We start from the raw sequence: 23,021 nt of genomic DNA, 5'->3' as shown, positions 1-23,021 counted from the left end.
TGCGGAACAAGAGGACCATGACCCATGTTCCGGCCACGCCTTCCTCCGCTTCTCCGACCGCGCCGCTGATCACGGTCATCGTGCCCGTCTACAACGTCGAAGGCCATGTGGCGGCCTGCCTCGCCAGCCTCGGGGCGCAGACGCTGGCGGACTTCGAGGTGCTGGTGGTCGATGACGGCTCCACCGATCAAAGCGCGGCGCGGGCGCGAGAGGCCATCGGCGGGGATCCGCGCTTCCAGCTGATCCATCAGGACAACCGCGGCCTCTCCGGCGCCCGCAACACCGGGCTCGACGCCGCACGCGGCCGGTTCATCGCCTTCGTCGACAGCGACGACCGGGTGACGCCCGATTACCTCGGCCAGCTCTGGCAGGCGCTGGAGACCAGCGGCGCCGACTGGGTGGCCTGCGCCGTGCGCTCCTGTTTTCCCGATTCCCCGAGTCAGGTGCATTCCGCCATCCATGACGCCCCGGAGATGGGCGCGCATCCGGTGACCCGGCGCTACGGGCTGCGGGACTGGTCCGATGTCATCCGGCATTTCCCCTCCGCCTGGAACAAGCTCTACCGCCGGTCCCTCATCGAGGGGCTGCGCTTCGACGAAGGCACCTGGTTCGAGGATCACACCTTCTTCTACCGCGCCGCGCTGCGCACCGATCACATCCTGCACCTGCCGCAGCCGCTCTATCTCCAGACACGCGGCAGGCCCGGCCAGATCACCACCAGCGACGACGAGCGGGTCTTCGAACAGCTCTCCGTCCTGACGGACATGCGGGCCGTCATGGCCAGCGGCAAGCCGGGGGCCGACGAAGCCTTCGCCCGCATCGCCTCGCGCCTGCTGTTCGAACGCTCCGGAGCGTTGAAGGACCCCGAGCGCCGGGCACGCTTCGCCCGGGCCGCAGCGGCATTTCTGCAGGAACAGGGTCTGATTTTCACCCCCGACTGGGACGAGGGCATCGCCCGCGCCTGGGGGCTGGAGATGGACGGCACGCTGCCGCTCAGCGTGGTCCTGCCCTGGGACGGCGAAGACGCGCCCGCGCTCGAAGCCACCCTCGCCTGCCTCGCGGCGCAGGACGGGCCGGGGCGCGAGGTGCTGCTGGTCAGCGCTTCGGCGCAGGCGCAGCCGCTGGCGCAGCGCTTCCCCGGCACCCGCCTCCTGCCGCCGAAAGGCGCGGACCTCAGCGCCGCCCTCGCCACCGGCCTCGCGGCCGCGCAGGGCGCTTACATCTGCTTCCTGCGCCCCGGCGACCGGCTGAAACCCTACGCCCTGCACGCCTGGGTCGAGACGATGCTGCGCACCGGCGCGGACAGCGGCCTGAGCCAGTTCTGGCAGGGCACCGAGGCGGACGCCCTGCCCCACAACGGCTTCGACGACATGCGCGCCCTGCCCGGCGGCACGCCGCCCGCGGGCCTTCTGGACCTCACCCCCGCCGCCGTGCTCGGCATGGCGCCGGAGCTCTCGGCCCGGATCTTCCGGCGCGACGCGCTCACCGCCTTGCCCGGCTTCACCAGGGGCCCGCGCCCGCATTGGGCGCTCTGCCTCGCCGCGCCGCTCGCTGGCCCCTGCGCCTATGTCGACTGGCCGGGGCTGGCGCTGGACCTCGCGCCGGACGGCGCACGCGGTCGGCAGACGCCGCACAGCAGCCGCGCCCTCGCCAAGGGCCATGACGCCCTCATCCGCGCCCTGCCCGAGAGCGTAAAAACCCGCCTGCCGAAAGGCTGGCAGCGCCGCCTCTATGCCCGCGCCCTGCGCGATCAGGTCAGCTTCGGCCTGCCCGGCTCGAAACCCGGCAAGGCCATGGTCCTCGGCGGCATGATGGCCGGGGCGCTGACCCGGGGCCTGACCGGGGCGCAGCGCGATCCCGCCGGCTTCGATCCCTCCTTCGGGCCGGGGCTCGCCCGCCTGCTGAACCCCGCCGCGCTGCTCAGGGGCGCACCGCTGGTGCCGCATGTCTCCGGCCTCTCCCCGGACGCGCCCGGCGAGGCACCGCCCACCCAAAGCGGCGAGGCCACGCGGGGCGAGCACCTGCTCTACGCCTTCCCCCTGCGGGGCCGCGGCCTGTTCCGCTTCCGCGCCGACTTCCACGCCGATCCCTTCGCCAATCTCTCCTTCGTCGCGGAGGATGGGGTGGAGGTGCCCTTTCACCTCTCGCTGCGCCAGAAGGACGGCGTGATCGTCGCCAACGACAGCCGCCCGGACGGGGCCTGGCGGGCAGAGCGGCCCTTCCCCTTCGCCCTGCCGAAAACCGGCGTCACGGTCTGCGTCGAGATCACGCCGCCCGTCGTGCGCGTCACGGTGGACGGCGCGGAGGTGCTGCGCCTTGGCAAACGCACCGCCCGCAACCGCGCCGGGCTCACCGGGCTCGACCGCATCGCCTGGCTGGCCACGCAGGGCGGCGTCACGCCGCTCGACATCCTGCCCGCCGAGGCCGGTCCGGCGCTGGCGCTCGATCCGCGCCTGCAACTGCGCTGCAGCGGCCCACTGCCCGCGACCCTCACCCTGCCGCATTCGGGCGAAACAGTCTCTGTTACGCCCCAAAACACCCTCTCCGGCACCGGCTCCCTCGTCGATCTGCCGGGCCGTCACTGGCAGGGCCTCGCCCCCGATGCGCCGCTGGTCCTGCTGGACGGCAACGCCGAAGCCTTCACCCTCACCCGCGCCGATCTCGCCGCCCGCATCGACGCGCTGATGACCGCGCCCCCCGGCCCCGCCGACGGCACGCTGGTTCTGAACCTCTTCGACCACATCCGCCACGCAGGGCTCCAGCCGCTGCTCAAGCCCGAGACCCGCGCCGCGCTGGCACGGCTTGCGGAGCACTACGGTCTTGGCGCCTACATCGCCCCCGCCGCCGGGGAGGCACCCAAACCCCTCCCCCCCGGGATCAGCGACGCGGAGCGCATCGACGCCGCCCTGGCCCGGTTGGCCCTGAGCCAGCAGGTCACGCCCGCCCCCGATCCGCTCGACGTGGTGCGGGAACTGACCCTGCCGCCTGCGCCGCAACGCGGGCTTTTCCTCGCACTGACGGACATCTTCTGCCGCGAGGGCAGCGATTTCGACGGGCTGCACGCGCAGGCCGCCGCCTCCGGCCTCGCAGAGATGCCCCTGCCGAAGGACCCCTGGAGCCTCTCCGCCCTGCTGCCCTACCTGCTGAAAGCCCGCCGCCATGCCGACGCCGCAAAGGCGCTGGAGACCATCGCCTACCCCTCCCCGGGCTGGATCCTGACGCCGCCGATCGCCTGGACGATCCGGCAGGCCGCCACCGATGACGCGATGCCGGAGGAGGCCCGCGCCGCCCTGATCCGCGCCTTCCTCACGCTGCTGACACAGCGCGCCGGGCACTACTGGGACCGCACCCCCTGCCGCGAGTTGACCGGGGCCGCCGTCACCCTGCTGCTGGACCTGAAGCGCGACGATTTCCTCGGGCGCGAGGTGGTCCGGAGCGTGCTGCAGGCCTATGGCCTGTCGCGGCTGTTCTGGCGTCTGATGGCGGAGCGTGGCCCCGCCGGGCAGGCCCCCGATCCGCGTATCGCGCTGGCACAGAGACTGTTTTCCGCCATCGAGACCGGCACCGATCCCGCCGCGATGGACGCCGCCCTGCGCTTTTTCGAGGACCTCGGCTGCCCTGATGCGCCGCGCCTGCGCGTCGAGCGTCTCGGCCCCTCCGGTCTGCCCGGCGAGACCCGCGCCGATGCCCTCCTGCAACACGCCAAAACCCCGGACCTCGCCGCCCTGCGCCACATGGCCTGCCCCGGCAGCGCGGCGGTGCCCGCGGAGGTCTCGGACCTCGCCGCCTCTGCCCTGCCAAAGCTCTACGCCCCCACGCCCGAAGCCCCCTACAGCGCCCTGCAACGGGATCTGGGCCAGCGCGTGAACGCCCTTCTGCATGGGCCGGAGGCCCCGAATTCAGGCGAGATAGAGACTGTTCTGGCCCTCTGCACCCGCCTCTCCGGCCCCGCCCACGGCTTCCTCGGCATCGGCCTCGCCCTATTGCTGCGGGACAAGGCACCGGAGGCGGTCGGAACATGGCTGGCGGACCGCCTCGCTGGCTTCTCCGAAGACGAAATGCAGACCCTCAAGGACGCCCCCGCCCCCCGCGCCGCGCTGGCCCGCCTGTCTGACGACGACCCGCTCGCGCACGTCCTTGGCAGACCGGAGCTGCCCGCCAATCCGGACCTGACCTCGCACACCCCGCTCTACGACACGCTTGTCGTGGTCTTCTCCTGCAAACCCTACCTCGCCTCCCGCATCCCCGCCCTGCAAGGCGGCTGGCTCTCGCTGCTGGAGGCGCTGGACATCCCTTACATTGTCGTCATCGGCGACGGCGACGGACGCCGGGAGGGGCACATCGTCCACCTCGATGCCCCCGACGATTACGAGGGCCTGCCGCAGAAGACCCTCGCCGCGATCCGCTGGGTGCATGACAACACCGACTTCGGCCATATGCTGAAGATCGACGACGACTGCTTCCTCAACGCGCCGCTGTTCTTCGAGAGCCTGACCTGGCGCAAACACGACTACTACGGCCGCAAGCTGACCCGGGGCGTCGGGCAGATGGACCGGGCCTGGCATCAGGGCAAATCCGCCTCCGAACGGGGAAAGCACGAACTCGACCGCTCGCCGGAACCCTCCTTCTACGCCGACGGCGGGTCTGGTTACGCCCTGAGCCGCCGCGCCATGGGCGAGGCCCTGCACGCCGCGCAAAGCCCCGAGGGGCAACGGCTCATCGGCCTCTCCTTCATGGAAGACAAGATGCTGGGCGACCTGCTCGCCCTGCGCGGCATCCATGTGGCCGACGAGGATTACCGCGTCTCCGTCCGCCGTCGCACCTTCGGCGCCGCAACCCCCGTTGCCTCCTGGGTCAACAGCTTCTTCCCCGGGCCGACCGCGCCCCTGCAGCTGATCCACCTCGACACCGAAAAGGACCAGCCCTTCGCGCTGGAGCGCCTCAAAACCCCCGGCCTTTACCCGCCGAAGATCTGGCCAAGCTACCAGGGTGCGAGGCTCGGCTACCAGAGCAACGCGCTCGAACTCATTTCGCCCCTGCACACGATCGACCGGGCCAAGGCCGCCGACATCGCCGTCGTCGCCGTCATGCGCAACGAGATGTTCATGCTGCCGCATTTCCTCGCGCATTACCGCCGCATGGGCGTCGCCAGCTTCCTCGTGGCGGACAACGCCTCCGACGACGGCACCCGCGAATACCTGCTCGACCAACCAGACGTCGCGCTCTTCTCCGTCGATACCGATTACAAGCTGTCCCACTACGGCGTGGCCTGGCAACAGGCGATGATCGCCGCCTTCCGGACGGGCAAGTGGTCTCTGGTCGCGGATGCGGACGAGTTGCTCGTGCTGGACGTAAAACAGTCTCTATCCCTGCCCGATCTTCTGGAAACCGAGGCTTTCGCAGAGGCCGAGGCGGCGCGCATCTTCATGCTCGACATGTATCCCGAAGGGCCGCTCGAAGCCGTCGATTTCGCCAGCGGCGATCCCTTCGCGGAGGCCGGGTTCTGCGATGCGCAGCCTTTCCTGACCAATACCTCCGTGCGCGGCCCCTACTCCGACCGCCCCACCTGGACCTCCGCCCTGCGCCACCGGCTGATCCCCGGCTCGCGGGCGACGCTCTTCGTGGCGCAGAAGCTGGCGCTCCTGAAGTATCACCCCTTCATGCGGCTCTCGGACGGGCTGCATTACGTCGGCGACGTCAAACTCGCCCGGCGCGAGCTGCTCTTCGCCCATTTCAAGTACAACGCCGCTTTCCGCGAGAAGGCGCAGACCGAAGTCACACGGCGCCAGCATTTCAACGACGCGGAGGAATACCGCAAATACCTCGCCCTCGCCTCCGAAGGGCGCAGCGTGATCTTTGATCCGGACCTCTCGGTGCGCTGGACGGACTGCGATTTCGTGCGTGCCCGGCTGGCCCCGCCCACCGGCTGAGGAGGAAAGCGCATGTCCCACCCCTATGCCGATCAACCGCCGAAAGCCTTCTGGCGGCGCAGCATCGCGGAGCGGCATCCGCTGGATGTCGCGGCGTGGTACGACCCGAAGTTTCCCCTCGGCGAGGCCAGGATCATGACCGCCGGCAGCTGTTTCGCCCAGCACATCGGACGATCGCTGAAGGCGGCGGGCTTTGCCTGGCTCGACCGCGAACCGGCCCCGGACGGGCTGCCCGCCGCGCGGCATCAGGAGTACGGATACAGTCTCTATTCCGCCCGATACGGCAATATCTACACCGCCCGGCAGCTGCTGCAGCTGGCGCAGCGGGCGCTGGGGCGCTTCACCCCGCAGGAGCAGGCCTGGGAGCGGGACGGCGGGCTGGTGGACAGCTTCCGCCCGACGCTGGAGCCCGAACCCTTCGGCACGCAGGCCGAACTCGACGCCCTGCGCCAGGGCCATCTGGAGGCGGTGGCGGCGCTGCTGCACGAGGCCGATGTGCTGGTCTTCACCCTCGGCCTGACCGAGGCCTGGCTGTCGGTGGCGGATGGCGCGGTCTTCCCGCTCTGCCCCGGCACCGCGGGCGGCACCTTCGATCCGGCGCGGCACCGCTTCCACAACTTCACCACGGCCGAGGTCCGGGCCGATCTGGAGGCCTTCCTCGCCCTCGCCCGGGCGGTCAACCCCGGCCTGCGCCTCCTGCTGACCGTCAGCCCCGTGCCGCTGGCCGCCACCGCGACGGCCGACCAGGTGGCGGTGGCAAGCAGCTTTTCCAAAGCGGTGCTGCGGGCGGTGGCCGGGGAGATCTGCGCCGCGGATCCCCGCGTCGACTACTTCCCCTCCTACGAGATCGTCACCGCGCCCTTCATGCGCGGGGTCTTCTACGAACCGGACGCCCGCGCGGTCTCGCCGCATGGCGTGGCGCATGTGATGAAGACCTTCTTCGCCGCACATCCGCCGCCCACCCCGGTGGACGGAACCCCGGCGCCCGCCCCGGACGCGCTCTCCGAGGCCGAGCGCATCAAATGCGACGAGGAGCTGCTCGCCACCTTCGGGCCGGAGCCGTCATGACCCTGCTCGTCACGGGGGACTCGCATTGCGGCCCGATCCACCGCGGGCTGCTGGCACGCCGGGCGGCGGGGGAGGCGCTGGCGGATATCCGCGTCTGGCCGCTGGGCGGCGGGCACCTGCTGCCCACGCCCTTCTTCCGCGACGCGGGCGACCATGCTCAGATCACCGCCGATCTCTACCGCGCCCGCATCCCCCGGCTGCCCCCGGAAAAGCCGCCGGTGACGGCCCTGGCCTTCTCCATGCCGCTCTGGCCGATGCGGGTGATCTACCAGTTGTTCATGAAGAAGCAGGCGCTGGTGGGCTTTCACGGCGATTTGCAGCCGGTCTCGCAGGCCGTCTTCCGGCAGATCGTTCTGGCCGAGCAGGCGCATGTGCTCGCCCTCTTCGCCCTGATGCAGCGGATCGGCCTGCCCGTGGCGGCGCTCTCCGGCCCCGGGCTGTTCCGCGATCACGGGCTGACCGACTACAGACCCGCCGGGCAGATCCTCGGCCAGGCCGAGGCCTACCGGGCGGTGATGCTGGCGGCGCTGGCGGAGCGGGGCATCCCGGTGCTCGACATCCCCGCGGGCTGCCGCGACGCGGAGGGCTTCATGCTGGCCCGCTACCGCAGCGAAACCCCGGACGATCCGCATCACGCCAATGCCGCCTATGGCGCCCTGGTGGTGGCACAGCTGGAGGACTGGCGGCGCAGCCTGCCCCCGCCTCAGCGCGGATCTGCGCCGGAATAGAGCCGCATCAGCTCGGCCAGGTGGCTTTCCATCTCCACCGGCGCCGTGGCCCCCCGCCAATAGGCGTCCATATCCACCTCCCCCGCGAGCAGCGCGCGGATGCGGTCCGCGAAGGCCGCGGCATCCCCCGCCGCAAAGGTCATCGCGGGGCAATTCCCGAGCTCCCGCGCCCCGCCCATGTCGGCACAGAGCAGCGGGATGTGCCGGGCGTGCATCTCGATCGCCACCTGCGGCAGGTTGTCGTGCCAGAGCACCGGGATCAGCCCCACGTCCACCTCCGCCAGCAGCGTGTCGAGATCGTCGTGCGAATAGCCGTCCGCATGGGTCAGCCCGGCGAGCCGCCCCGACAGCTCCGACAGCCGCGTCATCGTCGCCCGGTCGCCGCGCTTCGCCGCCACTTCGAGCCGCAAGCGCGAGGCCAGATCGGCGGGCAGCTTTTCCAGCGCATCGAGCAGGAAATAGAACCCCTTGTCGCGCCGCATGTAGCCCAGGTAGGCCAGCCGCAGCGTGCCGTCTTCGGCCTGCGGAAACACCCGCGGCGCGGTCTGGTGCCAGGCGGCGGCCTCGCGGGTGCCGATGTAGCTGGTGTGCAGCAGGTCCGGGAGCACGCCGAAGCCACGCGCCAGACGGCAGACCGCGTCCGACACGCCCAGCACCGCGTCGCAATGGTCGTTGATCAGCCGCACCACCGCGTCCCGCCGCGCGGCAAAGGGCGCGCCATCGGGCGGCTGCATGGGGCGCAGCTCGCCCGGCCTGCCGCCCCGGCGCAGCCGCTCGCCCTGCCCCCTGACCTTGCGCATCAGCCGCGAGGCCCGCCCGCCGATGCGCATGGTCCAGCGATAGGCCTGGTCGAAGGCCCAGGTCCCCGGCGTCAGCCCCATCAGCCGCAGCTTGTAGCCAAGACCGCCGGACAGGCGCATGTGGCGCGGGTCGTGCACATGCGGCAGGCAGTTCACGCATTTGCGCCCCAGGTCGAAATCGCCGCAGGTCTCGCGTTCGAGATGCCACAGGTTCACCTGCGGGCAGAACGGGTAGTAGTTGTGCAGCGACAGCACCACCCGCATGTCCGGCCAGATGCGGCAACGCTCCAGCACCTTGGCGGGCAGCCCTTCGAGGGTGTTGAAATGGATCACGTCATAAGGCCCGGTCTTGTCGATGAAATCGACGAAGGCCGCCTCGGTGGCCTTGTCCGAGACCTGCGCCGGGCTGCCGTAGCCGTGATGCGCCGGGGCCAGCACCGCCGAATTGACGATCTCGAAGCGCCGGGCGCGGTCCTGGTCGGGGCCGTGCCGCATCTGCTCCCAGCGCGGTGCGCCGCCGCCCGGGAAATCGTAGGAGACGCCCGCGCAGAGGAACGACGCCTCCACCCCCGGCACGTCGGCCAGAGCCCGCATCAGGTTGCGCTGGTAGACCGAGACACCGCCGCCCCGGCGCTCCTCGTCGAGGTAGTCGACCCAGTTGTAATAGAGGACGCGCACGCTCAGTTGTCCTGCTTCATCCGGGCTTCGAGCGCGGCGATGCGGCTGCGCAGCTCGTCGGTGCGGGCCTGCATGCGCTCGCGCAGCAGGTTCTGCTCGCGCAGGAGCGTCGCCAGCACGAGGCCGAGGTCCGCCCGCCAGGGCGCCTCCGGACGCGGCAGGTCGGTGTGGAAGGCGTCGAGATCGACGCCGCAGCCGGGCAGCGCCCGCAAGCTCGCCAGCCCCTGCTGGACCTCGGCGGCCACCGTGTCGAAGCCCTTGGCCCCGGCCCGCGCCTCCGCGTCCTGCTGCTTGAGCACGGTCTCGGCGCGGTGGGTGATCCAGTGCCCGAGATCGGCGGGCACCCCGGCGAGATGCAGCGCCCGGGCCAGCTCCAGCAGGCGGTCGTCCATCCGCGGGTTCAGGTCCTGTTCCGGCACCGCCCAGCCCCGCACCCCCGGCGGGTTGTCGTAGTCGAAGCCGAACAGCGAGAGGAAATCGCGGAACAGCCCGCCGTTGTGGCGGAAGGCCTCGTCATAGGGCCGCACGATCACCGCCTCCGGGCCGAAGATCTCGATCCAGGGTTTCAGCGCCAGCCCGTAATCGTAGTGGACCGGCTCCATCACCTGGCAGACGGCGGTGTTGTAATCGCTGGTGGCGGCGCTCATCTTGACCATCTGGTTGTACCACGAGCGCAGGTGCGCCCCCGGGCTGCGCAGATAGGCGATGATGCGGAAGTCGATCCCCGCGGGCGCCTGCCCGACGATCGCCTTCAGCCGCGCCGCCGCCGCCGGATGCGCCCCGAGCCGCATGAACTCCTCCGAGCTGATCAGCACCCGGTCCGCCGGGCTGGCCTGCACCGCCTCGAACAGCTTCGCCCAGATCGTCTCGCCCCGGGTGGGATCGTTGTAGCCGTGCATCAGGGTCGTGACCCCCGCGCCGCGATAGAGCGAGAAGGCGTATTTCGAATGCTTGTGCAGGTGGCAGAACAGATCGGTGTAATCGAGTCCGTGGCGCCGCAGCTTCTTCGCATTGTGGCTCAGGAAGGCCTGGAGCGCGGTTGTCCCTGTCTTGTAGTGCCCCACATGGACGTAAAGGGTCTTTGGCTGACGCATCTGCTCTGGTCTCTCGGTCAGGTCCGGCCCGGGTCGTCCGGATTGGCGCCTTATGACGGAGCGCCCCCGTCGTTTCAAGCAAGCATCCCCCGGCGCGGGCCTCCGCCGGTGCAAACCCGCGCAGCGGATGCCGTCCCTACGGCGTTTCCGGCTTGACCCGAACCATCGCGCGGCACGCATGTCCCGGGAATACGAAGTATGGAAAGGCATGCGTGCCTCGCGTTCACCCGGAAACGCTTTACAGCGTCCCGCCTTTTCCCCGAATGACCCTGCGCCACACATGTCCCGATAGCACCGCAGGGGCGACAGGGTATTTGTGGCGCAGGGTCAAGGCGGGGCGCCTTAAGCCCGCGTTAGGCCCGCCGCCCTAGACTGCCGCAGGGTCAGGTCGAGACCCGGACCAGACCCGGATCGGAGACGGCATGCACGCGCACCCCCCTCGTTTCACCCTCGCCGCCCCGGAGGCGGAGACCGGCCCGGACGCGGAATACACCGACCTGTTCGAGGCCATCGCGGGCAGCGAGGCGGAGATGAGCCGCCGCTTCGACGACATGGAACTGGCGGTCATGGACCTCCATCACCAGCTCACCGCCGCCCCGGAGGATCTCGACGCCGCCGCCCTGCCCGCGCGGCTGCTGGCCGGGCTGACCCGGCTCGGCGAAGGGATCGCCGGGCTGCGGGCGGAGCGGGCCGGACTGGCGGCGCGGCTGGACGGGCTGGAGGACCTGCTGGCCCGCGGCTTCGACCGGCTCGACCGCAAGCTCGCCACCGCCCGCAAGCGCCGCCGCGACGAACAGGACCTGCTCGAAGCGGTACGCGCGGCGCTCGGCGCCCTGCCGCAGGCACAGGCACAGGTGCCCGCGCCGGACCCCGCCGCGCCGCAGCCCGGGCTCGCGGAGGGATTCGACCGCATGGCCGGCCTGCTGGCGGTGCGCGACGCGCGGCTGGAGGAGGAGCGGTTGCGGCTGGCGCGGTCCCTCGGCGGGCTCGAAAGCCTGTACCACCGGCTCGACGCCGCCACCCGCCCCGCCTCCACCGCCGCGCCGGACGCGCTGAATGCCCGGCTGACACGGATCGAGGAGACCCTCGCCGCGCTCGACGCCCGCAGCCGCGCCGACGGCACCGCCGAGGCGCTGCGCGACCTGTCGATGATCGTCGCCGAACGCCGCCTCGCCCCGTCAGGGGCGGAATACCACACCGCCCCGCCAGGGGCGGAATGCCACACCGCCCCGCCGGGGACGGGGCACGCGGGCACCGGCTGAGGCTACCTGTCCCGGATCAGGGTCAGATGCGCCTCGATCGCCTCCTCGATGTCCTCGAAGTAGCGCAGCTTGCCCTCCGAGAGCAGCACGCCCGCGTCGCAGAACTCGCGCATCTGCCCCATGTCGTGCGAGACGAGGATGGCGCTGGCGTTCTTCACCCGGTCGGCGAAATACTTCTGGCTCTTGGCCCGGAAGGCGGCGTCACCCACCGCCGTCGCCTCGTCCACCAGGTAGGTGTCGAAGCGGATGCCCATGGAGGCGCCGAAGGTCAGCCGTGAGCGCATCCCCGAGGAATAGCTGCGCACCGGCATGTGGAAATGTTTGCCCAGCTCGGCGAAATCCGCCACGAAATCCACCAGTTCGTCGGAATCCACCCCGTAGATCCGCGCGATGAAGCGCACGTTCTCCGCCCCGGTCAGCTGGCCGTGGAAGGAGCCGGAAAAGCCCACCGGCCAGGAGATCGTGCCATCGGTGATGACCTCGCCGCTGTCGGGGCGCAGGTTGCCGGCGATGATCGACATCAGCGTCGACTTGCCCGCGCCGTTGCGCCCCAGCAGCCCCAGCGACTGGCCCGTGGGCAGCGTGTTGTTGAGATGGTCGATCACCACCTTGCGCTCGCCGCGGACCCAGTAGCTCTTGCTCAGGTTTTCGAAGCGGATCATCCCGGCTCAGCCCTCTTCCTGTCGCATGTCCGAGGAGCCCGAAACCGGTTCCCACTTTCGGGCGCCATGCTGTCTTCCTGTCGCGTCTCCGAGGCACCCGGAACCGCTTAGCGCCGGTCGCGGATCGAGTAGTAGACCAGCGCGCAGATCGACCAGACCAGCAGCAGGAACAGCCCCGCCAGCGCCGAGATCGTCAGGCGCTGCGGGTATTCGCTGCTTTCGGCCCGGGTCGGCGGCACGTAGGTCGCGAGATAGCGGCTCTGCCGCGAGGCCTTGGCCCGCGCCACGTCCACCGCCGCCAGCGTCGCGCGGTAGCTCTCCTCGGCGAACTCGCGGTCCACCACCAGCCCCTCGTACTCCGCGATCAGCGTCGGGTAATCCTCGCCGTCGGTGCTGTTGGCGGTGGTGTCGGAGGTGAAGGCGCGGCGCTCCTCGGCGATGCGGTTGCGGATCGCCTCGATGCGGCGGCGGACCTGGGTGATGCGCGGGTCGTCCTCGCTGGTCTGCTCGCGCAGCAGGTCATACTCGATCAGCGCCGCGGCCAGCTGCTGCTGCAGCCCGTTCATCACGCCCATCCGGCCCTGCAGGTCGGCGTCCGGGTCGACGATGGTGGTGCGGGTGCGGAAGTTGGTCAGCGCCTCGCGCGCCTCCTTGAGACGCGCCACCGCCTCGTCGAGTTCGATCTCCGCATAGCGCATCGCATCCTCGCGCGCCTGGTCGTTCAGCGCGTTGATCATCGCCTGGCCCTCCAGGATGATCTGCTGCGCGATCTGCTGCGCCTTGTCCGGGTCATAGGCGAGAACCCGCACATCCATCAGGCCGGACCCCTGGTCGTAGGAAATCCGCACGATGCGCTGCCAGTATTCCTGCAGCTCCTCCAGCGTGGCGTCGGGGCTCAGCGCGAACACCGGGTCGGTGCTCCAGTGCGCGCTGTAATGGTCCCGCAGGCCGACCTTCTCGTCGATGGTCTGCACCAGCGCCTGGCTGAGGATGAACTCGTGCAGGATGTCGCCATCCGCCGAGGTGCTGCCTCCGGCCAGCTGCGCCAGCCCGCCCAGCACCGCCGAAGCGCCGCCATCCTCCTCCTGCCGCACCGTGAAGCCGGTGCTGGAGGCATACTGGTCCTCGGCCACCAGCCACATGTAGAGCAGCACCAGCACCAGCGGCACCAGCACCATCAGCCCGAAGGACAGCACCAGCCCCCAGTGCCGCCGCTTCATGCGGGCGGGCTGCGCCATCGGGCGCAGCGGCTTCTGCGCCGCGGCGACCTGGGCCTGACCAGGGGTTGGGATCTTTGGTGCTGGGGCTGGCCTGGCGGCCGGGGCCACGGGTCCGGGGGCCTGCGGTCCCCTGCCCTGTGATCCATCATTCATGAGGTGCAACGATATGCTGTTTTGCTTTCGGCGCGACTTTTACATATTGGTCCGGTGAAGCCAATATCGGAACCACAGCATGTCCCAGATCCCCCCCCTGGCCGCCCCGCAAAGACCCCGCGCCGGCACCGTGCGGTCCTTCGGCAGCTTCCGGGCGATCTCGGCGCTGGTGCTGCGGGAGATGGCCACGCGCTACGGCAACTCGCCGGGCGGCTACGTCTGGGCCATCCTCGAGCCGATCGGCGCGATCGTCGTCATGGCGATGGCCTTCTCGCTGCTGATCCGCAACCCGCCGCTGGGCAACAACTTCATCCTGTTCTACGCCACCGGCTTCATGCCGTTCCAGCTCTACCAGAACATCGCCCAGACCACCGCCCACACCATCACCTTCTCCAAGCCGCTGCTGCAGTATCCGGCGGTGACCTGGGTGGATGCCATCGTGGCGCGGGTCGTGCTGAATGCGCTGACCGGCATCCTGGTGACGCTGATCGTGATGTTCACGCTGCTGCTCGTGACCGGGACCATGGTGCTGATCGACCTGCCGCCGGTGGTCTATGCCATGTTCCTGTCGATCCTGCTCGGCGCCGGGGTGGGCACGATCAACTGCGTGCTGTTCGGCATGTTCCCGGTGTGGATCCAGATCTGGGGCGTGCTGAACCGGCCGCTGGTGATCGCCTCGGGGGTGATCTTCCTGTTCGACGACCTGCCCCCCCTGGTGCGCGACATCCTGTGGTGGAACCCGCTGGTGCATATCATCGGCGAGATGCGGGTGGGCTTCTACCCGACCTACCGGCCCGATTACATTTCGCTGCTGAACCCGGCGCTGTTCGGCGTGACGACGCTGTTCTTCGGCGTGCTGCTGCTCGGCCGCTACCACCGCGATTTGCTGACCAACAACTAAAGCGTTTCTGGTTCAACCTGAAACATCCTGCGGCACGCATGTCCCGGGAATGCCGGAGGCATGGCAGGGTATGCGTGCCTCAAGGTCAACCAGAAACGCTTTGGGGCATGAAGCGCCCCATGACGCCGCAAAAGGCCTTCATGGGCTGCGCGGGGAAGGTCGGTTTGAGCCCAGTTTCGCCCTTGCCGGCGCTATATGCCTATTGCAAACTAGCCTGTGATGCGGGTTCAGCGAGGCATGCCGATGACGCACTCAACGGTAAAAGTGGCTGTAGCATCCGATGAGGGCGACTATCTGCAAGTTGCCTTTGGCGATGCCGAAGACGGCTCGGATTCCTACGCTATCCTTCAGCTTGAGAAAGAGCCAACGAAGGAAGATCACGAGCTTGGGATGGCCGGAATATACATTGAAATCAACGGGCAAGAGCATTCGGGCTACAACGCTATCAACCAAATCGAGATCAGGAGAAATGCAGTTTCGGTATTTTTCGATGCGGTCGCCTTAGATTTGTCACCGGAGGATTCACCCATCGAGTTTGCCTGCGCCGATGAACGGTATCCGTTTTCAGAGGTCAGAGATACGCTTGTCCTGATGGGCCGGATGTCAGAAACACCCGTGAAGATCGCCGTCGTCTAGGCATTTCAAAGGTCCGCTTCGTCCCGCATCTTGCCAGCCCGCCTCTACCCTGTCGCCTGACAGGTGCCCGAAAACAGCCCTTACAGCCTTCCCCCAATCGCCCCCGCCTGTGCCGCGATAAACCGGATCAGGGCGCAGGTGCGCGTCACGTCCTCCAAATCCGCCGCGCCGCCGCCGGGCAGCAGCATCACCCGGGCGCAGAGCGCGTCCGTCACCGGCAGGCTCAGCCCCTCCGCCTCGGTCCGCGCGAGGTGCGGCGGGCTGCGGTGGCCGCCGGGGTAGAAATAGCGCCGGGCATAGACGTTCTCGGCGGTCAGGATCTCCACCAGCCTGTCGCGGCTCAGCCCCAGAGCCCCCTCGTCGATCTCGCAGACCACGTAATGGTGGTTGTTGTCCTCCGCCTGCGCCGGGCATTTCAGCGCGATGCCCGCCACCCCGGCCAGCCCGTCGCGATAGCCCGCATGGATGACCCGGGCCGCCGCCCTTGTGCCCTCGAAGGCGTCGAGATTGGCGAGGCCCATGGCCGCGTGCAATTCCGACATCTTGGCATTGATCCCGGCGCATGCGACCTGGTCCGAGGCGACAAAGCCAAAGTTCCGCGTCAGCCGGAGCCTCAAAGCGAGCGCCGCGTCCGTGGTGGTGATCAGCCCGCCCTCGCAGGCGTGGAAGGCCTTCGTTGCGTGCAGGGAGAAGACCTCCGCCGCCCCGAACCGCCCGAGGCGATGCCCCCCGTAGCGCCCGCCAAAGGCATGGGCGGCGTCGAAAATGAGCGGCACGCCCGCCCTGTCACAGACCATCTGCAAGCCGTCCACGTCGCAGGGGCTGCCCCAGACATGCGTCGCCACCACCGCCCCGGTCTCCTGCGTGATCCGCTGCGCCACGTCCGCCGGGTCCAGCAGCATATCCGCCCCGACCTCGCAGAACACCGGGCGCATCCCCCGGAGCGTCAGCAGATGCGCGGTGGAGATGAAGGTATAGGACGGGATCAGCACCTCCCCCCGCACCCCCAGCGCCTGCATCACCAGGTCGAGCGCGATGGTGGCGTTGCAGGTCAGCACGCAATGCGGCACGTCCAGCCATTCGGCCAGCCGCGCCTCCAGCGCCTGCACCAGCGGCCCGTCATTGGTGAACCAGCGCCGCTCCCAGATCCCTGCCATGAAGGCCTCGAAGGCCGCCCGGTCCGGCGCCTGCGGTCGGTTCACATGGCGCGGCGTGTCGAACAGCGGCGGCGCGCCGAAGATCGCAAGATCGCCGGGGCTCTCGAAACGCTTGTCGGACGGCGGGCGGGCGGTGTCGGGCATGGGGGCTCTTTCTGAAGTCGGGGGCAGTCTACACGCTTCGCGGATGGCCTCAACGGCCCCGCGTCGCCCAGTCCAGCACCCGCGCATGCGGCACATCCGTCCGGCTCAGCAGACCGTCGCGCAGCGCCCGCAGCACCAGCCCCAGAAACGCCACCCGCTCGCCGCCGTGATGGCGCACCTTCATCAGCCACTTGAGCGAGGCCGCCAGCAGCACCAGCGGGAACAGCAGACCCGAGGCCATGCGGTAGACCATCAAGAGGTTGCGGTAGTGGTAATAGCTCTTCCACAAGGGCAGGAACCGCTGGTCGCCGTCGGTCATGGTCGAGAAGTCATGTTCGAACCGCAGCCCCGGATCGAACAAAATCCGCCCCCCGGCCCGCGTCAGCCCCAGCGTATAAAGCACATCGTCGCCGTAGATGAAGAGCGAGCCATCCGGGAAACCCGCAAGCCGCATCCCCTGCCGCGAGACGAAGAAGCCGACGAAGGACGTCCCGTCGATGGCGACCGTCTCCTGCCCCTCGTACTCGGCGCGGCCGATATGAAACCCGTCCCGCCCCTTGCCCAGAACCGTCCGCCAGAGCACCTCCCGGTGCCAGAACGGGTTGATCGAGGGCCGGTTCATGTCGCAGATGCGCCCGTCCAGGTGATAGACCGCCGCCGCCCAGGCCTCCGCTTCGCTGCGATCCTGCCCCTGGAACCGCGCCAGGGCACCGGGTTCGGGCCGCGCGTCGTCGTCCATCACCACGATCCAGTCGGGGTCATACCGCTCCACCGCCAGCCGCATCCCGCGCTCGAACCCCCCGGCGCCGCCGAGGTTGGCCTCGAGGCGAAGGACGTCGAGCCGCGCCGCGCCCTGCCCCGCCAGCCAGTCCCCGGTGCCATCGGTCGAGGCATTGTCGACCACGATGACCGCCTGAAGATGCTCCTCCGCACTCTCCAGAAGGCGCGGCAAGGTCACCTGCAATTGCGCCAGCCGGTTGTAGGTCACCACCACCGCCACCAGCCGCCCTGCCCTCGAAGTCATCGCCCTGCCTTTCATCACCCGTTTCGCGCAAAGGTCACGAAACACCTGCCCTTGTCAAATCGCCCCCAAGCCATCAGTTTGGCGCCGCCTGCCCCGGACCCCCGGATTGACCCCAAAAGAGGATTGCGGACCCCATGGAAATCGAAACCACGGCAATTGATGGCCTGGTCTTTCTCACCCCGAAACGCTTCGGCGACAATCGCGGCTTCTTCAGCGAAAGCTGGAGCGCGGAGCGGATGCGCGAGGCCGGTCTGGGCATCGACTTCGTGCAGGACAACCACTCCATGTCCGAAAAGACCGGCACCCTGCGCGGTCTGCACTTCCAGGCCCCGCCGCATGCGCAGGCCAAGCTGGTTCGCTGCGGACGCGGGCGGCTCTTCGACGTCGCCGTGGACGTGCGCCGCGGCAGCCCGACCTACGGCCAATGGGTCGGCGGCGAACTCAGCTTCGAGAATGGCCGCCAGCTGCTGATCCCCGAGGGCTTCCTGCACGGCTTCGTCACCCTCGAGCCGATGACCGAGATCATCTACAAATGCTCCCACGGCTACGCGCCCGCCGCCGATGGCTCGGTGCATTGGGACAGCTGCGGCATCGACTGGCCTCTGACCGGCACGCCGATCCTCTCCGAGAAGGACGAGAAGGCCGTGCGCCTCGCGGACTTCGACAGCCCCTTCGAGTACCAAGGATAACGCGATGAAACTTCTCGTCACCGGCGGCGCCGGCTTCATCGGCTCCGCCGTCGTCCGCCTCGCCATGGCCCGTGGCCATGAGGTCGTGAACCTCGACGCGCTGACCTATGCCGCCTGTCTGGATAACGTGGCCAGCGTCGCGGACCGTCCCGGCTATGCCTTCGTGCAGGCCGACATCCGCGACCGCGCCGCGCTCGATGCGGTCTTTGCCGAGCACAAGCCCGATGCGGTCATGCACCTCGCCGCCGAAAGCCATGTGGACCGCTCCATCGACGGCCCCGGCACCTTCATCGAGACCAACATCACCGGCACCTACAACATGCTCGAAGCGGCCCGGAGCTACTGGGTTTCGCAGGGAAAACCGGAGGATTTCCGCTTCCACCACATCTCCACCGACGAGGTCTTCGGCTCCCTGCCCGCCGACCCCTCCGTGATGTTCACCGAGGACACGCCCTACGATCCGCGCAGTCCCTATTCCGCCTCCAAAGCCTCCTCGGACCATCTGGTCCGCGCCTGGCACGAGACCTACGGCCTGCCGGTGGTGCTCACCAACTGCTCGAACAACTACGGCCCGTTCCACTTCCCCGAAAAGCTCATCCCGGTGGTGATCCTCAATGCCCTCGCCGGCAAGCCGCTGCCGATCTACGGCGACGGCTCCAACGTGCGCGACTGGCTCTATGTGGAGGATCACGCGGACGCGCTGCTCACCGTCGTCACCCGCGGCAAGGTCGGGCGCTCCTACAACATCGGCGGCGAGAACGAGCGCAGCAATCTCGAGCTGGTGCAGACCCTCTGCGAGTTGCTCGACGAGTTGCAGCCGCGCGCGGACGGCAAACCCTACGCGGAGCAGATCACCTTCGTCACCGACCGCCCCGGCCATGACGCCCGCTACGCCATCGACCCTTCCCGCATCCGCAAGGAGCTGGGCTGGCGGCCGTCTGTCACCGTCGAGGAAGGCCTGCGCCGCACCGTGCAGTGGTATCTCGACAACGAGGCCTGGTGGACAGCGCTGCAGGCCCGCAAGGGCGTCGGTCAGCGGCTGGGGGTGAAGGCATGATCCTCGTCTTCGGCAAGACCGGACAGGTCGCGACGGAACTCGCCCGGCTGGGCCCGGGTGCGGTCTTCCTTGGGCGTTCCGAGGCCGACCTTTCGGACCCCGCCGCCTGCGCCGCCGCCATTCAAGCCCACAAGCCTTCCGCCGTCATCAACGCCGCCGCCTGGACCGCCGTGGACAAGGCGGAGGAGGAGGAGGCCGCCGCCACCGTGGTCAATGGCGATGCGCCGACCGCCATGGCCGGGGCCTGCGCCTCCCTCAGCATCCCGCTCATCCATATCTCGACCGACTATGTCTTCGACGGCTCCGGCGAGACGCCCTGGCAGCCGTCTGACAAGACCGGGCCTCTGGGCGCTTACGGGCGCAGCAAGCTCAAGGGCGAGGAGGGCATCCGCGCCTCCGGTGCGCAGGCGGTCATCCTGCGCACAAGCTGGGTCTTCTCGGCGCATGGCGCGAACTTCGTCAAGACCATGCTGCGGCTGTCGGAAACCCGCGACGCGCTGAACGTGGTCGAGGACCAGATCGGCGGGCCGACGCCCGCATCCGGCATCGCACAGGCCTGTCTGACCATTGCCGAAAGAATGATGAACGGGCAGGGCGGTGGATTATACCACTACGCCGGCACCCCCCCGACAAGCTGGAAATGTTTCGCGCGCGAAACATTTGCCCTCGCGAACCGAAGCGTGACCGTCACCGGCATCCCCACCAGCGCCTATCCGACACCCGCCGCAAGACCGCTGAATTCCCGCCTCGACTGCTCGTCCCTGACGGCAGACTTCGGCATATCCCCCCCCGATTGGAAGGCCGCTTTGGCCGAAACAGTGACAGAATTGACATCATGACACAGCGCAAGGGCATCGTCCTCGCGGGCGGCTCCGGCACCCGCCTTCACCCCATCACCACCGGCGTCTCCAAGCAGCTGATGCCGATCTATGACAAGCCGATGATCTACTACCCGCTCAGCGTGCTGATGCTGGCGGGCATCCGCGAGATCGCCATCATCACCACGCCGCAGGACCAGTCGCAGTTCAGGCGCACCCTGGGCGACGGCAGGCAGTGGGGCCTCGAGTTCACCTACATCGAGCAGCCCAGCCCGGACGGCCTCGCGCAGGCCTATATCCTTGCGGAAGACTTCCTCGCCGGGGCCCCTTCGGCCATGGTGCTGGGGGACAACATCTTCTTCGGCCACGGCCTGCCCGAACAACTCGCCGCCGCCGACGCCGCCCCCGGCGGCTCGGTCTTCGGCTACCGCGTGACGGACCCCGAGCGCTACGGCGTGGTGGATTTCGACAAGGACGGCACCGTTCGGGCCATCGTCGAGAAACCGACCGTGCCGCCCTCCTCCTACGCCGTCACCGGGCTCTACTTCCTCGACGGCACCGCCCCCGAACGCGCCCACAAGGTGCAGCCCTCGGAGCGGGGCGAGCTGGAGATCATCTCGCTGCTGGAGACCTACCTGCACGACGGGATGCTCAGCGTCCAGCAACTCGGCCGCGGCTACGCCTGGCTCGACACCGGCACCCATTCGAGCCTTCTCGACGCAGGCAACTTCGTGCGCACGCTGGTGACCCGTCAGGGGCTCCAGGTCGGCTGCCCGGAGGAGATCGCCTACGCCAACGGCTGGATCGACGCGGACCTCCTGCGCCAGCACGGCGAGACCTTCAAGAAGACGGCTTACGGCCAGTACCTGCTGCGGCTGTTGAAGTAAGGGTTTGGGCGGGACGGGGGGTGGCCTTCGTCCTGCCTTCAGGCCCGAAAGTCCGGAAAATGTTTCGCGCGCGAAACATTTGGGGGAGGGGTTTTCATCAAGGAATAACCGATCAGATGCCTTCTGCGCCGTGCAATGTGCAAACCGCGCCCGTCGGTTGCATCTGTTTCAATATCTTGGCTTATCTGATGACGAGGATAGCTAGGAATTCGAAAGTGGACATAGATACATACAAGGCGCGATTTGCGCCGGACTCATCGCCGGGATGGGACGCCATAGACGCGCATCTCGCCGCGCACCTTGGCCGTCCGGAAGCGGACTTGCACTTTGGAGCAGCCACTCCATTTGCATTGGGAGGAGACAACCCGCTTGACGGCGTCAGTGTCTATATCCGGCGCAATCCCGATCACCTTCTCTTCATATCTTATGGCCTGTCCACCCTGTATTACGACGAGAACGCCGTAGGTGAAGAGTATAGTGGCTGGGGGTTCGAGTTGACGTTTCGTCTTGCGTTGGAGGCTTCAGAACGCCCGAACGAGTCACCCGATGTTCCGCAATGGCCGATGAATCTCATGCAAAACCTCGCCCGCTACGTGTTTCAATCTCAAAAATGGTTTGAACACGGCCACTACATCACGGCCGGCGGCCCGATCAAGGCTGGCTCCACAACCGACAAAACGGCACTTCTATTCTGTAGCGATCCAGAACTCGGATGGACGGACACGCCTCATGGCAGAGTGGACTTTTTGCAAATGGTCGGCATAACGGGGGCTGAATTTGACGGCCTGAAAGCGAACACGCTTTCCGCGGAAGCTTTGATCAACGAAAAGGCAGCGGCCCACCCACTTATGATCACGTCACTCTCTGAAAGGTGACCGCACGATTGTGCGCCACCGCCGGAAAGAGCCAAACACAAGCCGCGCCTATCATGCTGGGAGCATGTCTCCGACATGACGGGCCGTCGATGGGCACGGCGGCCTGCGGCCTTTGCTCCGCGCCTGTGGTGAAAAGGTCTACCCCTCCCGTCCCGCCAACCACTCCCCAAGAGCCTCCCGCAACTCCTCCGTCAAACCCGCGCCGCTGATCTCCATGCGGTTGTCACCCGCGTGGTAGCGCAGGCGGAGGTCGGGGCGGGGGCGGGTCTCGAGGGGTTTGGGTTTGGGGAGTTTCTTCGGGGTGGCCTGAACCTTGTCCTCAGCCGCTTCCTCGGTTTCGCAGCGAGAGGCCCAGTCGGTGAGGAAGGCGGTTTCCGCCTCCGGGGTCTCGAAGCGCTGCAGGGCCAGGTCGCCGCGCAGGTGCTGGGCCTTGTCCTCGTAGCTTTCCAGCTGCCGGGCGAGGCGCAGGCCGAGGCGTTCGCCGATGGCTTCGGGGAAGGTCAGATGCCCGTCGAGATGCTCGACCACGGTGATGAAGCTGCCGATCTTGGAGCGTTTGGGACGGGAGGCGGTGCCGAAGAGGCCCTGCAATCCGGCCTTTTGCGTCTCGAACACGCCTTGGGACACGGCCACGGCGACGATGCGGGCGCGTTCGAAATAGCTGAGGTCCGCGCGGATCTCGTTCTCTTCGACCATCGCCTGATAGGCGGCGGCGGCGCTTTCGGGGCGGCGTTCGAGGGCCAGGACCATGCCGTCGCCCACCTCCCAGTCGCGCAGGCGGGCAATCGCCTTGCAGCGCCGCCAGCCGGAAATCAGGCCATAACGGCCATCGCCCAGCGGGGTCACTTCGATCGGGCTTTGCTGGCCGCGCTTCTGGATGGAGGTGACGAGGGCCTCCATGTCTTCCTCGTTGACCACGGTGCGGTCGCGCACGAGGTGGGTCAGGTCGATCTGGTCGAGCGAGAGGCGCAGGATCATCCGCCCGGCCTCCCGCGCCTCGGCCATCTCCCGGGCCATGACCTCGAGCGCCGCCGTGGCGGAACTGTCGGCGGCAACGTTGGCGATGGGGGCGCGGGTGGGCGGGGAAACAGTCTCTGTTTCGCCTGAAGAGAGGAAAAGCGGGTTGGCGGGGGTGAGGCGTTTACGAGCCATGGGTCGTCCTTTCTGAAACGGCCTTCAGAAAGCGCCGATCCGAGGGGGGGCGCAATCGCGCCTCCCCTGGGGGGAGGATCGGCGCG

18 protein-coding genes are annotated in these 23,021 nt (G+C 68.3%); 11 read left to right on the top strand and 7 right to left on the bottom strand.

All coding sequences use genetic code 11. The features are described 5' to 3' along the window. The first annotated feature begins 17 nt into the window (after positions 1 to 17). The 3 genes from ACP159_RS24255 to ACP159_RS24245 are packed head-to-tail and all read left to right on the top strand — an operon-like array spanning position 18 to position 7,726. A complete protein-coding gene (locus ACP159_RS24255; protein ID WP_425102312.1) occupies positions 18 to 5,930 on the top strand; it encodes a glycosyltransferase in 5,913 nt (1,970 codons plus the stop codon). A 12-nt stretch (positions 5,931 to 5,942) separates the two neighbouring features. Then, complete coding sequence (locus ACP159_RS24250; protein WP_425102311.1) at positions 5,943 to 6,998, top strand: GSCFA domain-containing protein; 1,056 nt, start codon at positions 5,943 to 5,945, stop codon at positions 6,996 to 6,998. Then, on the top strand, positions 6,995 to 7,726 hold the full coding sequence (locus tag ACP159_RS24245) for a hypothetical protein (RefSeq protein ID WP_425102310.1): 732 nt from the start codon (positions 6,995 to 6,997) through the stop codon (positions 7,724 to 7,726). The genes ACP159_RS24250 and ACP159_RS24245 overlap by 4 nt, the downstream gene beginning before the upstream one ends. On the opposite strand, the gene ACP159_RS24240 is transcribed toward ACP159_RS24245, so the two are convergent. Both ACP159_RS24240 and ACP159_RS24235 read right to left on the bottom strand, forming a co-directional pair. Continuing rightward, a complete protein-coding gene (locus ACP159_RS24240) occupies positions 7,702 to 9,204 on the bottom strand; it encodes a glycosyltransferase (RefSeq protein WP_425102309.1) in 1,503 nt (500 codons plus the stop codon). The genes ACP159_RS24245 and ACP159_RS24240 overlap by 25 nt on opposite strands. 2 nt (positions 9,205 to 9,206) lie before the next feature. Further along, positions 9,207 to 10,298, bottom strand: coding sequence for a sulfotransferase family protein (locus ACP159_RS24235; RefSeq protein ID WP_425102308.1), 1,092 nt, complete (start codon positions 10,296 to 10,298; stop codon positions 9,207 to 9,209). Positions 10,299 to 10,720: 422 nt separating this feature from the next. Here ACP159_RS24235 and ACP159_RS24230 point away from each other — a divergent pair, with 422 nt between their 5' ends. Then, positions 10,721 to 11,560, top strand: a complete 840-nt coding sequence (locus tag ACP159_RS24230) for a hypothetical protein (protein WP_425102307.1) — start codon at positions 10,721 to 10,723, stop codon at positions 11,558 to 11,560. A 2-nt stretch (positions 11,561 to 11,562) separates the two neighbouring features. Here the strand turns inward: ACP159_RS24230 and ACP159_RS24225 are convergent, their stop codons facing one another. Both ACP159_RS24225 and ACP159_RS24220 read right to left on the bottom strand, forming a co-directional pair. Then, positions 11,563 to 12,222 carry an ABC transporter ATP-binding protein gene (locus ACP159_RS24225; protein WP_425102306.1) on the bottom strand — a complete coding sequence of 220 codons (660 nt, stop codon included), beginning with the start codon at positions 12,220 to 12,222 and terminating at the stop codon, positions 11,563 to 11,565. Between the two features lie 107 nt (positions 12,223 to 12,329). Beyond that, the gene (locus ACP159_RS24220; RefSeq protein ID WP_425102305.1) at positions 12,330 to 13,460 is read right to left on the bottom strand and encodes a sugar transporter; all 1,131 of its coding nucleotides are present in this window, start codon (positions 13,458 to 13,460) and stop codon (positions 12,330 to 12,332) included. Between the two features lie 214 nt (positions 13,461 to 13,674). Between ACP159_RS24220 and ACP159_RS24215 the strand changes: the two genes are divergently transcribed. Together ACP159_RS24215 and ACP159_RS24210 are read left to right on the top strand one after the other, a co-directional pair. After that, positions 13,675 to 14,496 carry an ABC transporter permease gene (locus tag ACP159_RS24215; RefSeq protein ID WP_425102304.1) on the top strand — a complete coding sequence of 274 codons (822 nt, stop codon included), beginning with the start codon at positions 13,675 to 13,677 and terminating at the stop codon, positions 14,494 to 14,496. A 237-nt stretch (positions 14,497 to 14,733) separates the two neighbouring features. Beyond that, entirely contained in the window at positions 14,734 to 15,132 is a 399-nt protein-coding gene (locus ACP159_RS24210; RefSeq protein ID WP_425102303.1) for a hypothetical protein, read from the top strand. A gap of 80 nt (positions 15,133 to 15,212) precedes the next feature. Here ACP159_RS24210 and ACP159_RS24205 read toward each other — a convergent pair whose 3' ends face one another. Both ACP159_RS24205 and ACP159_RS24200 read right to left on the bottom strand, forming a co-directional pair. Then, on the bottom strand, positions 15,213 to 16,433 hold the full coding sequence (locus tag ACP159_RS24205) for a DegT/DnrJ/EryC1/StrS family aminotransferase (protein WP_425102302.1): 1,221 nt from the start codon (positions 16,431 to 16,433) through the stop codon (positions 15,213 to 15,215). Between the two features lie 49 nt (positions 16,434 to 16,482). Continuing rightward, the gene (locus ACP159_RS24200; protein WP_425102301.1) at positions 16,483 to 17,472 is read right to left on the bottom strand and encodes a glycosyltransferase; all 990 of its coding nucleotides are present in this window, start codon (positions 17,470 to 17,472) and stop codon (positions 16,483 to 16,485) included. Between the two features lie 119 nt (positions 17,473 to 17,591). Between ACP159_RS24200 and rfbC the strand changes: the two genes are divergently transcribed. Genes rfbC through ACP159_RS24175 form a run of 5 tightly spaced genes read left to right on the top strand, consistent with a single transcriptional unit; the run spans position 17,592 to position 21,783 of the window. Continuing rightward, the gene (gene rfbC / locus ACP159_RS24195) at positions 17,592 to 18,146 is read left to right on the top strand and encodes a dTDP-4-dehydrorhamnose 3,5-epimerase (protein WP_425102300.1); all 555 of its coding nucleotides are present in this window, start codon (positions 17,592 to 17,594) and stop codon (positions 18,144 to 18,146) included. Positions 18,147 to 18,150: 4 nt separating this feature from the next. Beyond that, a complete protein-coding gene (gene rfbB, locus ACP159_RS24190; RefSeq protein WP_425102299.1) occupies positions 18,151 to 19,203 on the top strand; it encodes a dTDP-glucose 4,6-dehydratase in 1,053 nt (350 codons plus the stop codon). After that, positions 19,200 to 20,042, top strand: coding sequence for a dTDP-4-dehydrorhamnose reductase (gene rfbD, locus ACP159_RS24185; RefSeq protein ID WP_425102298.1), 843 nt, complete (start codon positions 19,200 to 19,202; stop codon positions 20,040 to 20,042). The genes rfbB and rfbD overlap by 4 nt, the downstream gene beginning before the upstream one ends. After that, on the top strand, positions 20,039 to 20,908 hold the full coding sequence (gene rfbA, locus ACP159_RS24180; RefSeq protein ID WP_425102297.1) for a glucose-1-phosphate thymidylyltransferase RfbA: 870 nt from the start codon (positions 20,039 to 20,041) through the stop codon (positions 20,906 to 20,908). Before rfbD ends, rfbA begins: the two co-directional genes overlap by 4 nt. A gap of 20 nt (positions 20,909 to 20,928) precedes the next feature. Then, entirely contained in the window at positions 20,929 to 21,783 is an 855-nt protein-coding gene (locus tag ACP159_RS24175; protein ID WP_425102296.1) for a suppressor of fused domain protein, read from the top strand. Between the two features lie 138 nt (positions 21,784 to 21,921). Here the strand turns inward: ACP159_RS24175 and ACP159_RS24170 are convergent, their stop codons facing one another. Then, a complete protein-coding gene (locus ACP159_RS24170) occupies positions 21,922 to 22,935 on the bottom strand; it encodes a ParB/RepB/Spo0J family partition protein (RefSeq protein WP_425102295.1) in 1,014 nt (337 codons plus the stop codon). Positions 22,936 to 23,021: the final 86 nt, after the last annotated feature.

This window comes from Tropicibacter sp. S64 (genome assembly GCF_049803835.1).
Lineage (GTDB): Bacteria > Pseudomonadota > Alphaproteobacteria > Rhodobacterales > Rhodobacteraceae > Pacificoceanicola.
This window is presented reverse-complemented; position numbering and strand designations above follow the sequence as displayed.

What these genes read in the sequence shown, in the direction of transcription:
- ACP159_RS24245 (WP_425102310.1), top strand. Translation starts at nt 6,995, where the DNA reads ATGACCCTGCTCGTCACGGGGGACTCGCATTGCGGCCCGATCCACCGC.
- rfbB (WP_425102299.1), top strand. Translation starts at nt 18,151, where the DNA reads ATGAAACTTCTCGTCACCGGCGGCGCCGGCTTCATCGGCTCCGCCGTC.
- rfbC (WP_425102300.1), top strand. Translation starts at nt 17,592, where the DNA reads ATGGAAATCGAAACCACGGCAATTGATGGCCTGGTCTTTCTCACCCCG.
- ACP159_RS24210 (WP_425102303.1), top strand. Translation starts at nt 14,734, where the DNA reads ATGCCGATGACGCACTCAACGGTAAAAGTGGCTGTAGCATCCGATGAG.
- rfbD (WP_425102298.1), top strand. Translation starts at nt 19,200, where the DNA reads ATGATCCTCGTCTTCGGCAAGACCGGACAGGTCGCGACGGAACTCGCC.
- ACP159_RS24220 (WP_425102305.1), bottom strand. Translation starts at nt 13,460, where the DNA reads ATGGCGCAGCCCGCCCGCATGAAGCGGCGGCACTGGGGGCTGGTGCTG.
- ACP159_RS24235 (WP_425102308.1), bottom strand. Translation starts at nt 10,298, where the DNA reads ATGCGTCAGCCAAAGACCCTTTACGTCCATGTGGGGCACTACAAGACA.
- ACP159_RS24225 (WP_425102306.1), bottom strand. Translation starts at nt 12,222, where the DNA reads ATGATCCGCTTCGAAAACCTGAGCAAGAGCTACTGGGTCCGCGGCGAG.
- rfbA (WP_425102297.1), top strand. Translation starts at nt 20,039, where the DNA reads ATGACACAGCGCAAGGGCATCGTCCTCGCGGGCGGCTCCGGCACCCGC.
- ACP159_RS24170 (WP_425102295.1), bottom strand. Translation starts at nt 22,935, where the DNA reads ATGGCTCGTAAACGCCTCACCCCCGCCAACCCGCTTTTCCTCTCTTCA.
- ACP159_RS24255 (WP_425102312.1), top strand. Translation starts at nt 18, where the DNA reads ATGACCCATGTTCCGGCCACGCCTTCCTCCGCTTCTCCGACCGCGCCG.
- ACP159_RS24200 (WP_425102301.1), bottom strand. Translation starts at nt 17,472, where the DNA reads ATGAAAGGCAGGGCGATGACTTCGAGGGCAGGGCGGCTGGTGGCGGTG.
- ACP159_RS24205 (WP_425102302.1), bottom strand. Translation starts at nt 16,433, where the DNA reads ATGCCCGACACCGCCCGCCCGCCGTCCGACAAGCGTTTCGAGAGCCCC.
- ACP159_RS24215 (WP_425102304.1), top strand. Translation starts at nt 13,675, where the DNA reads ATGTCCCAGATCCCCCCCCTGGCCGCCCCGCAAAGACCCCGCGCCGGC.
- ACP159_RS24250 (WP_425102311.1), top strand. Translation starts at nt 5,943, where the DNA reads ATGTCCCACCCCTATGCCGATCAACCGCCGAAAGCCTTCTGGCGGCGC.
- ACP159_RS24230 (WP_425102307.1), top strand. Translation starts at nt 10,721, where the DNA reads ATGCACGCGCACCCCCCTCGTTTCACCCTCGCCGCCCCGGAGGCGGAG.